This window comes from Edaphobacter sp. 12200R-103 (genome assembly GCF_010093025.1).
GTDB lineage: Bacteria > Acidobacteriota > Terriglobia > Terriglobales > Acidobacteriaceae > Edaphobacter.
Genome location: NZ_CP048114.1, coordinates 482763 through 498340, shown reverse-complemented (window position 1 = coordinate 498340; position 15578 = coordinate 482763). Strand labels below are relative to the sequence as shown.

Annotated in this window: 9 protein-coding genes; 2 read left to right on the top strand and 7 right to left on the bottom strand. The window is 56.9% G+C overall.

Features of this window, described 5'->3' with window-relative positions:
* Positions 1–3: 3 nt before the first annotated feature.
* Positions 4–1725 carry a beta-xylosidase gene (locus GWR55_RS02175; RefSeq protein ID WP_238398586.1) on the bottom strand — a complete coding sequence of 574 codons (1722 nt, stop codon included), beginning with the start codon at positions 1723–1725 and terminating at the stop codon, positions 4–6.
* A 27-nt stretch (positions 1726–1752) separates the two neighbouring features.
* A complete protein-coding gene (locus GWR55_RS02170; RefSeq protein ID WP_238398585.1) occupies positions 1753–4965 on the bottom strand; it encodes a carboxypeptidase-like regulatory domain-containing protein in 3213 nt (1070 codons plus the stop codon).
* A gap of 288 nt (positions 4966–5253) precedes the next feature.
* On the opposite strand from GWR55_RS02170, the gene GWR55_RS02165 reads away from it, so the two are divergent.
* The gene (locus GWR55_RS02165) at positions 5254–6069 is read left to right on the top strand and encodes a FadR/GntR family transcriptional regulator (protein ID WP_162400791.1); all 816 of its coding nucleotides are present in this window, start codon (positions 5254–5256) and stop codon (positions 6067–6069) included.
* 36 nt (positions 6070–6105) lie between these two features.
* Here the strand turns inward: GWR55_RS02165 and GWR55_RS02160 are convergent, their stop codons facing one another.
* Genes GWR55_RS02160 through GWR55_RS02140 form a run of 5 tightly spaced genes read right to left on the bottom strand, consistent with a single transcriptional unit; the run spans position 6106 to position 14020 of the window.
* Positions 6106–9228 (bottom strand): efflux RND transporter permease subunit, encoded by a 3123-nt coding sequence (locus tag GWR55_RS02160; RefSeq protein ID WP_162400790.1) that lies wholly within the window; start codon positions 9226–9228, stop codon positions 6106–6108.
* Positions 9228–10478: an efflux RND transporter periplasmic adaptor subunit gene (locus tag GWR55_RS02155; protein ID WP_238398584.1), complete on the bottom strand. Its 1251-nt coding sequence runs from the start codon at positions 10476–10478 to the stop codon at positions 9228–9230. Before GWR55_RS02155 ends, GWR55_RS02160 begins: the two co-directional genes overlap by 1 nt.
* Positions 10479–10508: 30 nt before the next feature.
* The gene (locus tag GWR55_RS02150; RefSeq protein ID WP_162400789.1) at positions 10509–11855 is read right to left on the bottom strand and encodes a TolC family protein; all 1347 of its coding nucleotides are present in this window, start codon (positions 11853–11855) and stop codon (positions 10509–10511) included.
* Between the two features lie 60 nt (positions 11856–11915).
* Positions 11916–13343: a cell wall metabolism sensor histidine kinase WalK gene (locus GWR55_RS02145; RefSeq protein ID WP_162400788.1), complete on the bottom strand. Its 1428-nt coding sequence runs from the start codon at positions 13341–13343 to the stop codon at positions 11916–11918.
* Entirely contained in the window at positions 13343–14020 is a 678-nt protein-coding gene (locus GWR55_RS02140; RefSeq protein WP_162400787.1) for a response regulator transcription factor, read from the bottom strand. Before GWR55_RS02140 ends, GWR55_RS02145 begins: the two co-directional genes overlap by 1 nt.
* A gap of 184 nt (positions 14021–14204) precedes the next feature.
* Between GWR55_RS02140 and GWR55_RS02135 the strand changes: the two genes are divergently transcribed.
* Positions 14205–15554, top strand: coding sequence for a tetratricopeptide repeat protein (locus GWR55_RS02135; protein WP_162400786.1), 1350 nt, complete (start codon positions 14205–14207; stop codon positions 15552–15554).
* Positions 15555–15578 lie beyond the last annotated feature (24 nt).

Genomic DNA, 15578 nt, shown 5'->3' with positions numbered 1-15578 from the left:
CCTTCACCATGTAATTTTCACGAGCGAGATGCCTTGCCGCGGCAGTTCCGTCTTCAGCGTCAACTTTCCACCGGTAACGTCCATCCAGGCTGGCGAGGTCAGCAGCTGTAGTCCTGCCTGTGCCTTCAGTTGTTCATATTGCTCTGTCGTCGGCTGCTGCGGCGAACCCATCGCCTTCCATACCGTGTAGGCATTGCTATGCGTGTCATCGATGCGGAAATGTTCGATAAGCACACGTGTTGCGCTGGCAGGCAGCCCCGTAAGTTCAATCGTTGTCGGCGTGGCCGCGGCTGTCTTATCGGCATCGTGGTAGTTCCACAGAAGAACCGCAGCCTTGTGGACATCAACTGTGGCCAGGGCATCGACATCGGCCTTATCTCGAACGCCAGTGGATAACAGCGTATCCAACGGAACACCTTCATCGCTTCGGGTGGCCACACGGGTTCCACTCATCAATCCCAGCATTCGGAATAGATTCAGGACGGGCTTACTGATGCCATTCGTTGAAAGCGACCGAAACCCCTCGAAATAGTCTTTATCTTCAAACTCAAAGGACCAGCTGAGCATCGAGATCAGATTGACCTTGTGTCGATCCTGCAGGTCGAACAAGGCCTTAAACGCTGTCGCGGTGTAGGCAGGATACAAGGTTCCATTGCGATAGTTGTTTGCCGGATTTACGCGCGATGAACAGGCTGCGCATCCTTCAGGATCTGCCTCGCTGATGATGATCGGAAGATTGCGATACTTCGGATACTGCGAAATGAGGAAGAATCCCCGATCGGCATCGTCCAGCTCATGCTTGATGCCCATTGTCACACGTGTGTCGATAATGGTTGGCCTGCCTTTTGCATGAAACGAGATGAAATCCAGCGGGATTGCCTTGCCATCGGCCAGGCTCTTACCACTCTGTACATGATCCAGAAATCCCTTTAGGTAGTTATAGGCTTTCTGGTTGGAAGGACTCGTTGTTGCCGGGCCGCCAACCCGCGCTGTCGGCAGTGCAGCCTTTACATTCGCTGCCGCATAGTCATACAGCTTCCAATAGTCTTCAGCCGTCGAATGCCAGTAGTTGATATCCGGCTCATTCCACACTTCGAAATACCACTGCGATACCACATCTCGGCCATAACGTTCCACCAGGTGCGCTGTGACGGCGCGAATCAGATCTCCCCACTTCTTATAGTCCTTCGGAGGATTATTCGACGCCCCGCTGATCGTGCTCTTCGGATAATGCACCTGGTAAGGCACTTTCCGATCTGGTAGATCAGCAGCAAGGTCTTTTGGCATAAATCCGAACTCCACCATCGGTCGAACCCCTGCTGCCTTGTACTCGTCAAAGATTCCATCGAGAATCGTAAAATCGTAGATCGGCTTACCAGATGCATCCTCGCGATACACATTGGTCGAGCTGAACTTGAGCTCCGCCTTCCCATCTCCAGAAGTCAGGAGATGATGAGCCCGTATGTGGACCGGTACTGGGCTCAGATCATGCAGCTCTCGCAGCAGAGCCTTTCCATTCCGCATCGTCGTGTAGTTTGCCTCATCATAGCCAAACCAGCTATAGATCGGTTTATAAGGCCCCACCTTGTCGGAAAAGTTGACCGTAATCGTCGCTGGCGACTCCGTCGAAGCAGCGGGAGCCGGAGGAATTACCCCCTGCGCCTGCGCCACCTGAACCGCGGCCATCAGCACCGTGCCCAGCAAATATCCCTTGGTCGTAGTCATCTTATGCAAGCAACTATCCTCGAATCGTTAGAAGTTATATTTGACCGCGAACTGAATCGAACGCTGCGTATTGGACGTGCTGGTTACCTGCCCTCCGGCATTCGCATCCACCGTAGCATTCGGAGCGTTGAAGGAAACTGTATTGGGGAAATTAAAGAACTCGGCACGGAAGGAAAGCGTGCTCTCGTGGGGCATGGCAAAGTTCTTGAAGACAGAGCCATCGAACTGGTTATAAGTGCCCGCGCGTAAAGTATTCGCTCTCACCTGTCCGTAGGTATAGACATCCGCGACCTTATAGCAGCTCTTATCAAACCAGGTCTTCAGGGTCCGCTCAAAGCCTGCAGTGCAGCCTGCCGGGTTTATATTGGGACGCTGCGAACCAACGCCCGTATTGGCACGGTCAGAGGAAACTACCGGCGTATAAGGCGTTCCGCTCCTCACCACCAGAATCGTCTGTGCCTGCCATCCACCGATGACTGCATTGACGAAGCTATTGGTGTTGTTCAGGTACTTGCGATTTCGACCGACTGGAAGCTGATAGCTTCCACTGAACGCAAAGTTCTGCGGCACGTCAAACGGAGCGCGCGCATACTCATATGCTGTATTTCCACCGAGTGCAGACGCCTGGTTATACTGCATCACCTTGGACCACGTGTAGGCCACCAAAGCGCTGAAGCCGTAGCTGAAACGGTGCTCCAGCTTCGCCTGCAACGAATGATATTTGTTCGACATATCCTGGGTCTGATAAGTAATGCCGCTCCATAGCGGATAGGGACGGCGCGCCTGGATGGCTCCTGGCCCAGGTGTCAGCGGTACATTCGCATCGTTCGAGCTGCTCAAATGTAGGCCACGGTTCCCTACGTAGCCGATTTCCAACACATCGTGTTCTGAAAATTGATGCTGAATATTCATGCTGTAATGAAGGTTCCGCCCCATCCGCAGGTGCACGCGCGTCGGCGCGAGAGACGGCGTGGAAGTTGCAGATCCCAGCGCCGACCCAAGAAAGTAGTTCTCGAGTGTGCGCGTCGGAGTGACATTCTGGGTCTGATTGATCGTCTCTGCCAATCGATACGGCAGGATGTTCAGATTGACGCGGCCGCTTGTCCCCTCCGGCTCATAAAACATTCCAAAACCCGCTCGAAGAACCGTCTTTGAATCCATCGCATAGGACAGTCCCACGCGGGGTGCAAACTGCAGCTTGTCCGGGTAAGTCAGGTTGAGCGGAAGATGTGCCTCGCTGCTCGTCTGGATGTATTTCCCGAAATACTGATACGCAGACGGAGCCGCAGGCTGCGCTGTCAGATCCGGAACAGGCCCCGATCCCGAAACAATGATCGGCTTCGCCTGTGTTGGATCGAACGTTCCGACCTGTCCCTTATATCCATCCAACCACGGCGAGTATTCATAACGAAGGCCCATGTTGAGGGTCAGGCGATCGGTGACACGATAATCGTCCTGGACAAAGAACTGCTTATAGAGCCCTTCCCCGCCAAAATTAGCGGCCGGATAAGAACGGGCGACTGCAGATGGATATCCCAGCAGAAAATCTGCGTAGGCGTCGCCGTTGGTACTGTTGTTTCCAGTGGCATTGCCGTTGAAGGTGAAGCCGCCTGCAAAGTTTCCGCTGTCATATCCCAACCACTGGTAGTAGCGAAACAGCACGCCGAACTTGATCGCCTGTCTTCCCTTCAGAATGGTGAAGTTGTCCGTTCCCTCAAACGCCTTGCGGTCCTGAGACTTCGGACGCTGGTCGAAACCCGAACCCTGAATGGAGGTATATCCGCTCCACGCGTAATCCGGAAACGCCCCGCCAACTCCCGTGCGAAGCAGGTCGCTGAAGCCGGCTACCCCAAAGCGGCTGTTCCAATCAGGTCCCTGCAGAAATGCCAGCAGCCGCACGTGACTCGGAAGAAAGTGCGCCCGCACCTCATTGACCATCGTGTTGCCTACGTTCGAGATCACACCAACGGCAATATCCTGTCCCCACGAGGTGAGATTCGCTTGGCCCAGCAGGGGAGATGCATTTGGATCGACCTCCTTCTGCTGTACGTAAACCCAGCGCGCAAACAGCCTGTGCTTGGGGGTGATCTGATGATCAAGACGCACCACATACTGGTTCCAGTCGATCGCCTGTGACGGCGCGCTTGCGAATGTTCCTGTCGAGGTATTCTGCTGCGGAATATATTTCAGAATCGCAAGGGCTTGCGGAGAGAGTCGGCTGGCCGGAATGATGTTGCCCGGAAAAGGCTGCGGCACCCCGTTCACAAGATTGCTGCGGTCGTAGATCGTGCGCGACAACTCTGAAAAGTCACCGGCACGCTGTTTCGCCGAAGGCACAATGATGTTGTTTACCAGTCCGGTCCGCAGCCGCTGCGCCTCAAAGTTGAAGAAAAAGAAGGTGCGGTCTTTGCCGTCGTAGAGCCTCGGGATAGAAAGCGGTCCTCCAATGTTGCCGCCAAACTGATTTCTCTTCAATATCTGCCGCTTTAATGCGAAGTAGTTGCGCGCATCGAAGATCTCATTGCGCAGAAACTCAAACAAAACGCCATGGTAGCGGTTTGTACCAGACTTCGTTGTAGCGTTGAAAAACGCCCCACCGCGGTTGTACTCCGCAGAATAGGGGCTCTGTTGCACAGAAAACTCCTGGAGAGCGTCGATCGAGGTCTGTATAAACGTTCCGCCCTGGTGCTGCTCACTCACATCCACGCCATCCATCAGAAAAGACGTCGCTGAACCTCGTATGCCGCTGATCACATTGCCATTCACAACCTCCGGACGAATCGCCAGCGAATTTCCCGTGGGAGGCAAAAGCGCCGCACCCGGAGTAAGCTGCGCCAGCCTGTAGAACCCGCGCCCGTTCACCGGAAGCTCCGTCAGCTGCCTGTTGCTGATCACCTGTCCAGAGGTCGCCGAATCCGTAGCCAGCAAGGGCGCGGAGGAGGTCACTTCTACCGTTGTATTGGCAGTACCAATAGGGAGTGTCACGTCCTGTCGTACGATTTGGCCTACCTGTACTTCAATCGTCTTGGTAGTCGCCTTCTGAAATCCCGTTGCGGTAACTGTCAGAACGTAGTTCCCCGCGAGCACAGGCGTGATCACAAAATCACCGCCTCCATTGCTCTGTGCACGCTGAACGATGTTCGTGGCCAGATTGGTCGCCTCCACGGCGGCGCCTGCAACGGCAGCGCCCGTTGGATCCTGAATATGTCCGACGAATCGGCCCTGCTCGACTTGCGCCATCGCTCCCCCTGAGATCAGGAGCACGAGGACACAGAACCACAGGAATTGCGAACGGATCTTATTTATGACGCAAGCCATCTCAAAGGCCTCCCGGGGATTTTCACCCCCTCGCTATGTGTCTTTTTGAATCGCCGCGAAAGGTACTACCTTTGAAAAATCGTTGTCAAGTATCTTTCTCGCGGAATTGCAAAATCTCTAAAGACGCCTTCTCTCAAAACCGCTATCAGAAAAGCAAAGGCGAAGCATCATCAGTTGACGAGCACTCTGTTGTCGCGCAACATTGCGAATATGCGACGTACCGTTGGCAGGCCCTCGGATCTGGAACTGGCAGAAACGCTTAATTCGGCCAACAAGGACAGCGTTACTCGGCTTCTCATCCTCCGTTTCCAGGAGATGTTGCGAGAAGGAATCCTCACCCAAGGCGCCAGGCTTCCACCCGAACGCGAGCTTGCGGCCCACTTCAATGTCGCCCGCTCTTCCTTGCGACAGGCGCTCAAGGTTCTCGAGATCATGGGCGTCATCACCCAGAAGGTAGGCGATGGAAGCTATCTCAACACGGATACCTCCGCCGTGCTCGCTGTGCCAATGGAGTTTTTGTTTCTTCTCGACGACACCTCTGTAGAAGAACTGACAGAGTTGCGGCTGCTGGTCGAACCTGGACTCGCTCGTTTTGCAGCACAGCGATCCACCGCCGACGATATTGCCCTGCTACGCAAATCCATCAAAGACCTGGAATCTAGCTCGAACGACAAGCTGAAACTGGTCTCCTCCGATCTGCTTTTTCATCGTGCAATCTTTCAGGCCTCCAAAAACCGCACCGCGAGCAGTCTCTTTCAGACCATTCACCGGGCGATGGCAAAGATGATCCTTGTCACCTCGCAGCTTGTCGAGCTTGAACACACGCTTTCGTTCCACAAGCCCATCATGCGCGCCATCGAAAAACGTGATGGTGAAGAGGCCGCAAAGTTGATGGCCGATCATCTCAAAGACGCAACCGCTCTCCTCATTCGCGAGCAGGCCAGGCAGCAGGAAGCCCTGATGCACGAGAGCATCGCTCAGACGCAGAGGCCCGTAAGAAGAAAGCTTTCAAAGTCCAAAAGATGAGAAACCCACGCACGCCTCCCAGTGTGCGATGCACGTTCAGTTGTGAGATACCGTAGAGAACTCCTCCGACTCATTAACGTGCTGACGCGAGGTCAATAAGTAGTACACGACCGGCGTAACAATCAGGCTCAACACCATGGAGACAACCAGACCACCAATCACTGCCACCGCCAGAGGCTGCAGCATCTGTGATCCTGCTCCCAATGCAAATGCCAGCGGAATCATGCCGCATATTGCCGCTGTAGCAGTCATCAGAATCGGCCGCAAGCGGCGCTGTGCAGCATGAAGCATCGCCTCACGGGCCGACACTCCTTCCTTGCGGTATCGTTCGTCCGCATCCAGCAGCAGAATTCCGTTTTTGGCCACGATCCCGACCACCATGATCAGGCCCATAAATGAGGCGACATTGAACGATATTCCTGTCGCCAGAAGAGCAAATACTACACCTGCCACCGAGAGCACCGACGACGTAAGAATCGCAATAGGTGCTGAGAAATTACGAAACTCAGCCAGCAGTACCCCAAATACCAATGCCATGGAGATCACCAACACCTGCAGCAGTTGCCGGAAAGATCGCTGTTGCTCCTGATAGGTCCCGCCATACTCTACTCGGATGCTTGGCGGCAGATGCATCGCGTTCACCGTGCCCTGCACTCTGGAAATGGCGCTTCCCAGATCCGAGCCCTGTAGCTGCGCTGTGACTACAACCAGTCGCTGCAGGTTTTCACGGCGGATCTGATTCTGCGGAGGTAGATGCGTGATCTGGGCAAGTGCTCCAAGCGTCGCCAGCCTTCCCGTCGCACTGTTGAACACGGTATTTTCAATCGTATCCAACGATCTCCTCGTCTCATCTCCCAGCCGCACGCGAATCGTGTATGGTCGACCGTTCGCAATCAGCGGATCAGTCGGGGTCACACCATCCAGAATGGAAGTGGCATCTTCAGCCACCTCTTGCGTGGTAAAGCCCATCCGGCCCGCAACAATTGGATCGACCTGAAAGTTTGTCGCTGGCCCGCTGATAGTGTTTTCAATGCCATTCTCGACGCTCACCACCCCTGGAATCTTGCTGATTGCATCGCCCACACGCGGTGCAAGCGCGGAAAGCAGTGCAGGGTCACTTGCAAACAGCTTGATTTGGATAGGCTCCGGCGCGTTTGAAAGATCGTTGATCATGTCCTGCAGCACCTGGACAATTTCAATATCCAGCTCAGGTTCGGTCTTTCCGATTTGCGCGCGAACATCGGCAATCACCTCGTCGATCCCGCGCTCTCTCTTATCCTTCAACTTAACCGTAAAGTCGCCTGTATTGGCCTCGGTCACTGCGGCCAATCCCATCTGCAGCCCGGTGCGGCGTGACGTGCTCTCCACCTCGGGTATCGAATGGAGAATCCTGTCCACATGTTCCAGCACTCGATTTGTCTCGGTCAGTGAGCTACCCGCCGGCATGATGTAGTCCAGGACAAAGCCTCCTTCGTCCATCTCCGGCAGCAGGTCCGATCCAAGCGACTGATACCCAACATACGTGCCAGCCACCAGGACGCCGCAAAGACCGAACAGCATCAACGGATGTGCAAGGGCCCACGAAAGAGTCTTCTTATGCCATGAAAATATCTTCGTCATCATCCGGCCATGCTCTTCGCGCTCCGCTGGACCATCTTTCCCTTCACGAAGCAGCACAAGGCTCAGCGCAGGTGTCCACGTCAGCGCAAGCATCAGCGACGTCAGCAACGCCGCTGTCATCGTAACGGCAAGCGCCCGGAAGAAGCTCCCCGTCACTCCCGTCACCGAGATCAGGGGGAGAAACACTACCACCGGCGTAATGGTAGAACCCACCAGCGGCGCTAGGATCTCCTTTAGTGCCAAACGCGCTGCCTCTGCACGCGATTCTCCATGATCGCGATGGAGCACAATATTTTCGACCACCACGATCGCATCGTCGATGACCAGACCGATCGCCGCCGCCAGTCCACCCAGCGTCATCAGGTTGAAGCTCTCGCCGATCATCCAGAGGAAAACGATGGTGATCGCAACCGTAATGGGAATGACAAGGCCGGCAACGAGGGATGAGGTCCAGTCTCGCAAAAAGAGAAACAGGATAACGCATGCAAGAAAAAGCCCTATCAGAATTGCATCCCGCACGCTTCGAATGCTCTCGCGAACAAGCTCCGACTGATCGTAATACGGCTTAAGCTCCACCCCTGGTGGCAATGTCTTTTCCAGCCGCTTCATCTCCGCCGAAACCGCATCGGCGACCGCAACCGTATTGCTCGAAGGTTGCCGCGCAATGTTCAGCAACACCGCCAGCTTCTTGTCCGCTGTTACGGTCGTGTAGACCGGCTGCACCCCCGGCTTGATCGCCGCTACGTCTGCAATGCGGACTGGCGTTCCCCCTGCGGTCGTTTTGACAACAAGCTGCCCCAATTCATCGGCGTCATGCGCCTGCGATCCTACCAGCCCAAGAATCAGCTGATGGTTCGCTTCGTATAGGCCGGGCGAATCAATGATGTTCGATGCCTGAACCGCGTTGACCAGATCCATCACGGTAATACCCGCGGTCTGCATCTTCGCCAGGTTCGGAACGATGTGGAACTCCGGGACCTTCCCGCCCTGCACCGTCACAATACTCACCCCCGGCACCCGATTGATCGGAGGCTTCAACTGATAGGTCGCCAGTTCCCAAAGCTGTGTCTGCGACAGACGATCCGAAGTCAGGCTGTACCCCAGAATCGGAAACGTCGCAAAGGTCAGACGGTTCGTCGTAATGACGGCGGTCGCAGGCAGCGTCTGCCGCACCTTGCTCAGGGCAGCGTCGACCAATTGGAGCGTCCGATACATATCGGCGTTCCAGTCGAAGAAGAGACTTACCTCCGCCGAACCGCGGCTTGTCGTCGAGCGCACCGTCGCCAGCCCTGGAACCGAATTGACTGCATCTTCAATGGGCTTGGTAATCGTGACCTGCATCTGCTCAACCGGCATCACACCGTTATCGATGCCAATCACGACACGCGGAAAGTTTGTCTCCGGAAACACAGAGATCGGAACCTGCCGTGCTGCATAGATCCCCACCACCGCAAGAACAATAAGGAAGAAAAAGATCGGATCCCGGAAGCGCACCAGCCAGAATGGCTTCTCGCTCTCTTCTCTATGCGAGCGATCCATCACTTCTCTTCTCCTTCGTCCTCTGGCTTGCCTATCTTTACCTTCGTCCCTTCATCCAGTCCATATGCTCCGCCGGTAATCACGACTTCGCTGCCGTTCAGGCCCTGCGTAACCTGAACCTCATCCCCATCGCTGATCCCCGTCTCGACATGGACTCTGTGCGCCATTCCTTCCGAAGTCACCACCATCACCGACTTCGAGCCATCTTCCGCCGTAAGGATCGACGAGGAAGGAACTTTGACTGCCTTCGGGATCGTTTTTCCCGCAATCGAAATCTGAACTGGCGTTCCCGCCTTCAAGCTTCCATCTCGGTTATTCACCTTCAGCCAGACCTCGACCGTCGTACTGCCAGGGTCCAGTGCGGGACTGATCAGCACGACCTTGCCGGCAACAGGCTCTTCGGCACCAGGCACCAGCACCTTCGCCTCGTCTCCCATAGAAAGCCGTTGCACCATAGCCTGCGACAGGTGAACTTTTGCCAAAAGCGCAGAGGTATCCATCACGGTAATCAGCGTCGAGCCTGAGGCCACCGTCTCACCCGGAAACAGTGGCCTGTCCGTGACGACACCGGCGATAGGACTGCGAATCTCCGAGTACGCCACCTGGGCTTCGGCTGCCTCGTACTTTCCTCGGGCCGATGCCAGCTGCCCCTGTGCAAGCTGCAATGTCGCTTCCCTGCTTACTTTCTTCAACGACAGCAGATGATTGCTCGCTGTATCGTAGGCCGCCTGGGCCTGCGCGACCGCTGCAACGGCAGTGTCATAGTCTCTTCCGGCAATCGCGCCTTGCTCAAACAACTTCTTGCGCGACGCTGCAATCTCCTGCTGCAGGTGCAACTGCGCCTTTGCCTGCGCTACATCCAGCTCCGCCTTGGCATAATCTTCAGGAACCTGTGCCTGCGTCTGCATCGCATAGCTTGCTTCCGCCGCCGTAAATTGTCCCTTGTTATCCAACGCCTGTGCGGCCAGGTCACGATTTTCGAGAACCGCCAGCAACTGTCCGGCCTTCACCTTCGACCCACGTTGCACATAAAACGCCTTTACCGGAGCTGTAATCTTCGGAGAAATCGCCGCCTGGGCAAGCGGCGCCAGCGTGGCGTCAGCCAAAACATGTTCAGAGATCTCACCCACCTCCGGGCGTTCTGCCTGTACCCTGACCAGTGGCTGCGGCGCATCATCCGATGCCTTTCTACATGCCTGCAGAACAACCACGCACGCCAACGCTCCCAGCATCAACCCACGCCTAACCACGTTTAGCTCTCTCCTCATGGCAGATCTCATTTAAAGGTTTCCTGTCAGAAGCTGAAGTGCAGCCCATGCCGTCTCATAGCGAACCAGTCCATCGACCTGCGACGTCTGTGCCGTAAGCAGGGAGTTCTGTGCATCGACCACCTCCAGCGCGGTCGATTCACCTGCTGTGTAACGCAGCTTCGTCAGCCGCATACTCTCTTCCGCCGTCTGCACGCTCTTCTCCAGCAACACCAGCTGGTCCCGCGCCGCTGCGGCTTCGGCATAACTCTCCTCTAGCGTGGCAACCAGTCTCCGTTGCGCTGCCGTCAGATTCACCTTTGCAGCATCACGCAGAATCTCACTCTGCCGAATCCTCTTCTGCGTCGAGAACCAGTTCCATACCGGCACATCAACCGTTCCACTGATCGAGTAGCCAAGATTCCGCACCTCGTCCGGTCCACGCTTCGCGAACTGAGGAGCATCGATACCGTAGGTGACATTGAGCGCCACATCCGGAAGATATGCCGCCTTGGCCGATCTCACGCCTGCGTTCGCTGCATTCACCGTAGCCAGAGCGCTACGGATCTCAGGATTGTTCGCGGATGCCATTCGGTTCACCTCATCGCGCGTTGGGAGTGCCGGCTGGCCGGTCGGCGCATCTGGTGCGTAGTGCATCCGCGGGTCCGGAAACAGCAACACCGCCAGCTCCAGCCGCGCCCTCTGGGCGCCTATCGTCGCATCCAACAAGTCCCGCTGTCGCTGCTGTTGCTGCAACGTTGCCTTGACCACATCTGCATGAGCCACCTCGCGCGCCGCCTCGCGCTTTGTTGTCATCTCTGTAAAATTGCGCGCTTCCGCAAGCCCCTCTTCTAGAAGCTTCTGCCTGCTCTCCGCAGCAGACACCGTGTAGTAGAGGTTCACCACTGCCGCAACAAGCCCTCTCCGAGCCACCTCCAGCTCCGCCGAAGCGACTGCGGCATTGGCCGACGCGACTTGTGCGCCTGCAATCTGGCTCAGGCTGATCCTCTCGTCGACCGAGGCCTGGCTGGTGTACTCATGAATCGAGTTATTCGCGATAAAGACCGGCGAAGACTGTACACCGACCTGTCCGCCCTGGTTCGTCTGTCCGTTCGGTTGCGTGTACAGCATCTGGTTGTGGTACGTCACCGAAGGCAGCAGCGCCGCCTTCGCCAGATAGCTGTCGATCCTGGTAAAACGTTGCGCCGCCACCGCCGACGCGAATACCGGCTCATTCGCCTCCGCACGTTGGATCGCATTCGCCAGCGAGACATGCTCAGGAGTCCCCGGCTGCTGCCCCCAGGCCGTTACTTTGCATGTTGTGGCCGAAAGCAGCACCAGAGAAAGTTTCACCACAATGGCCCAGCATCGGTTCGCCATTGCAACAGCGTAGGGGCACGACCTTAAGCTCTCCTGAATTTTCCGGAGTCCTGATCCCCCTCATCCCAGATGCAACGATGACAAGACCGCAGCATTGGGCTGACCCTGCGCTCCGAGAGCAGGCAACAGGATCTTTACCAGCGCTCCACCCCCGACATGGTCGGCGATCTCTATCCTTCCGCCGACGCGGTCGCAGATGGCTTTACAGATCGAGAGTCCGAGACCCGTCCCACCGCTCTTACGCGCGCGCGAAGGATCGCCTCTGTAGAACGGCAGAAACACCCTCTCCCGCTCGTCTTCACGGATCCCCTCTCCATAATCCCGTACCGTCACCATTGCGTTTCCGTCCAGAACCGCCGAACGCACCTCGACACACCCGCCTTCGCGGCTGTGTTGCAGTGCATTCAGCAGCACGTTCGAGCACAGCAACATCGCATCCCTGCTATCCAGGGGCACGGTAGCTGCAGCGAGTTCGGAAATCACGTGGACGTTGTTCAGCTCCGCGAAGGGGCTGCTCTGCCGGACTGCCTCCAGCATGACAGCATCCATCCTGCACGTCTGTCCTCTGGCTTCCTGGGGCTGCTCCAGCCTGCTCAGGGTCAGCATCTTCTGCACTGTCTGCTCCAGGCGTGTAAAGTCATCCAGCGCCAGCGCCACTCCGCGCTCATAATCCTCTGTCGTGCGCCTCTTCATCGACAGCAGTTGCAGCGAAGATTTCACAATTGCCAAATCCGTCTTCAGCTCATGTGCAGCATCACTCGTAAACCGCTTCTGCTGCTCAAAGGCATGCTGCAGCCGGGCAATGGTCCTCTCAATTGCTGTCGCAAGCGGGCGCAGCTCTGTATATTGTTTCGCGCTTATAGGGGCCTCAAACTGCCAGTGCAATGCGCTCAGCGCCTCCGCTCTGCTCGCCAGCTCATGAATTGGCATCAGCAGCCTCCTGATCAGCCATATCATCAGCACCGTCGTAAGGCTCAGAAGCAGTAGCGTCGCAATCACGAAGAAGCGGACCGCCCCCAGCACCTCATGCCACACATGTCCATCAGGAAGCCCGAAGACAACTCTCACCGGGCGTTCGATGCCGCCGTTCACGCCCGGATCGATGATCCGGTCTGCATTCAGGACAAAGAATCGGTACGATCGACCATCGACATCTGCGTTCTCAAAGCCGTCCGGCTTCGGATGCAAAAAAGGCACAGTTCCTGTCGCCCCTAGCACGGTTTCTCGCTGGTCCGTGACCCGGTAGATCGCTCGTTTGGGAATCTTCAGACCGCGCAGCTCCAGCTGCACATTGTCGCCAACGTCGTCCGCATCCTGCACCGCCCCAAAGATGGCGCTCGCATGGCTTCGCAGATTTGCGTCGAACGCCTCGTACTGCACCTTCCGCTCGTGGACTGTCGCCGCTCCAATCAGTGCAATCGCAGCCAGCACCTCCAGCAGCAGCACTGCCGTTATCAGGCGTCTGGTGATGGAAGCTCTTCCCGGCATCAGAACGTACTCTCCCTCAGCCTGTATCCACGATGCCGAAGCGTCTCGATCAACGATTCCGTGTCTGCCAGACTCAGCTTCCTGCGCAGATTAGAAACATGCGCTTCGATCACGTTCGAGTGGTGCTCCCAATCATAGTCGTACAGATGTTCCAGCAGCTCCTGCTTCGACACAATCGCCTTCGGCTTATGCGCCAGGTATTCCAGGATCCGAAACTCCGTCGGCGACAGATCGATCTCCGTGCCGTGCCGCGTTACCACCTGCCGTACCGTATCCACCTCGACACCTCCAACCCGCAGCACCGACGACGCTACCCCCTTCGACCGCCGGATCAGCGCCTTCACCCGCGCAATCAACTCCCCCAGGTCAAACGGCTTTGCCAGGTAATCGTCGGCTCCGTTATTCAGCAGCTCCACGACAGATTCCTTCCCCTCCTGCGCAGTCAAGATCAGTACCGGCGTACGCAGCTTTCTCAGCCGCAGATCCCGCAGAACAGCCTGCCCACTCTTCACAGGTAGCATCAGATCCAGAATGACTACATCGTAGATATCCTGCTCGGCCAGATGCGACCCCGCCTCGCCATCTGCCGCATGATCCACGGCAAAGCCGGACTCACGCAGAGCGGCTGCAATGTTGTCCGCAAGACGCTGCTCGTCTTCAATCAGTAGTAGCCGCACGACACGTCCTCCCTGCCATCTTTCCAGCTTCTACTTAAACAAACCTGAAGGCGAATCCGCCCGTTCTCCCCGAATCCGAGCCTCTTCCATTTAAACTGGGAAATAGGAGACCGGATCAAACCGTCCGAAACCAAACGCCCTGTTTCCAATCATTCTGCGTACGGGCGGGCAGGAAGGGCCATACATGCAATCCATCATTCCTCATTATCGTGCTCATCGCTGGCAGAGGTTTCTCCCGCTGATGGCCCTTGCCGCCGGCCTCTGCCCTATCCTTGCCCATGCCCAGCTCCCCGCCGGAACCCGCGACGTCACCGAGGCCCCGCAGCAGGACCCTCTTCGCGCGCAAGCCGCCGACGCCCTCAGCCGGCAGGACTACGCCACAGCCGCAAAGCTCCTCTCCACCCTGGCAGAGAAAAATCCCAAAGACGCCCAGGTCCTCTACAACCTCGGCTCTGCCCAGGATGCTCTCAACCAGCCCACCGAGGCTGAGGCCAGCTACCGCAAAGCTATCGACGCTGGACCAAATCTCCTTGAACCACACCTCGCTCTCGGCCTTCTGCTCGCCCGCTCCGGCAAGGCCCAGCAGGCACACGCCGAGCTGGCCGCCGCTGCTGCCATTCCCAACGGCGACGCAGCCCTCCGTGGACGCGCCTACCGCGCAATGGCCCGGCTCGACCAGGCTTCCAACCCCTCCGGCGCCAGCGAAGAACTTCTCGCAGCCCTCAAGCTCACCCCGGAGACCCCCGAAGATACCCTCCTGGCCGGCGAGCTGGCCGAAGCCAATGGCGACCCCGTCGGTGCCGAGACCGCCTTTCGCCGTCTTCTGGCCTCCAATCCCAATGACCCTGACGCGACCGCAGCCCTTGTCCACCTTTTGATCGCACAGAAGAAACCGGACCAAGCCGAACCCCTTCTGATCTCCGCTCTTGCGAAAAATCCCGACGATCCCACGCTCACCGCCCAGCTCGCCAGCCTCTACGAGATGGAAAATAAGCCAGATAAAGCGGTTCCACTCGTCGAGACGCTTCACGCCGCCCACCCGCAGGATCCCGCCATCTCCCGGCTGCTTGCCCGGCTCTACGTTCGCAATAGCCAGTACGAAAAGGCCCTTCCTCTCTACGTTGCACTTTCGGCAGCCTCGCCCAATGACCCCACCCTGCTTGATGACCAGGCCGACACCCTCATCCGCATGCACCGCGCCGCCGATGCCGAACCCCTCCTCAAGCGCGCCATCGCCGATCCCAAAGCATTTCCCACTCCTGAGACATACGGCGTAGCCGCCAGCCACCTCGCCTTCGCCGCCGCCAATAACAACGATCCGGCCACCGTGTTGCAGGCGCTCGAGCTTCGTGCTAAAGTTCTGCCACCTTCGACGTCCACTCTTTTTTTGGCGGCGACGGCGCACGACAAACTTCACCAGGTCAAAGAAGCATCTGATCTGTACAAACAGTTCCTCGCGGCGGCAAAGGGCCAGTTTCCAGACGAAGAATGGGAGGCAAAACACCGGCTGGCCGCTCTGGAGCACATGAGATAGAAAATGGTTACGACAAGGAACTGA

What these genes read in the sequence shown, in the direction of transcription:
- GWR55_RS02150 (WP_162400789.1), bottom strand. Translation starts at nt 11,855, where the DNA reads ATGGCGAACCGATGCTGGGCCATTGTGGTGAAACTTTCTCTGGTGCTG.
- GWR55_RS02145 (WP_162400788.1), bottom strand. Translation starts at nt 13,343, where the DNA reads ATGCCGGGAAGAGCTTCCATCACCAGACGCCTGATAACGGCAGTGCTG.
- GWR55_RS02135 (WP_162400786.1), top strand. Translation starts at nt 14,205, where the DNA reads ATGCAATCCATCATTCCTCATTATCGTGCTCATCGCTGGCAGAGGTTT.
- GWR55_RS02170 (WP_238398585.1), bottom strand. Translation starts at nt 4,965, where the DNA reads ATGGCGCAAGTCGAGCAGGGCCGATTCGTCGGACATATTCAGGATCCA.
- GWR55_RS02175 (WP_238398586.1), bottom strand. Translation starts at nt 1,725, where the DNA reads ATGACTACGACCAAGGGATATTTGCTGGGCACGGTGCTGATGGCCGCG.
- GWR55_RS02160 (WP_162400790.1), bottom strand. Translation starts at nt 9,228, where the DNA reads ATGGATCGCTCGCATAGAGAAGAGAGCGAGAAGCCATTCTGGCTGGTG.
- GWR55_RS02165 (WP_162400791.1), top strand. Translation starts at nt 5,254, where the DNA reads ATGCGACGTACCGTTGGCAGGCCCTCGGATCTGGAACTGGCAGAAACG.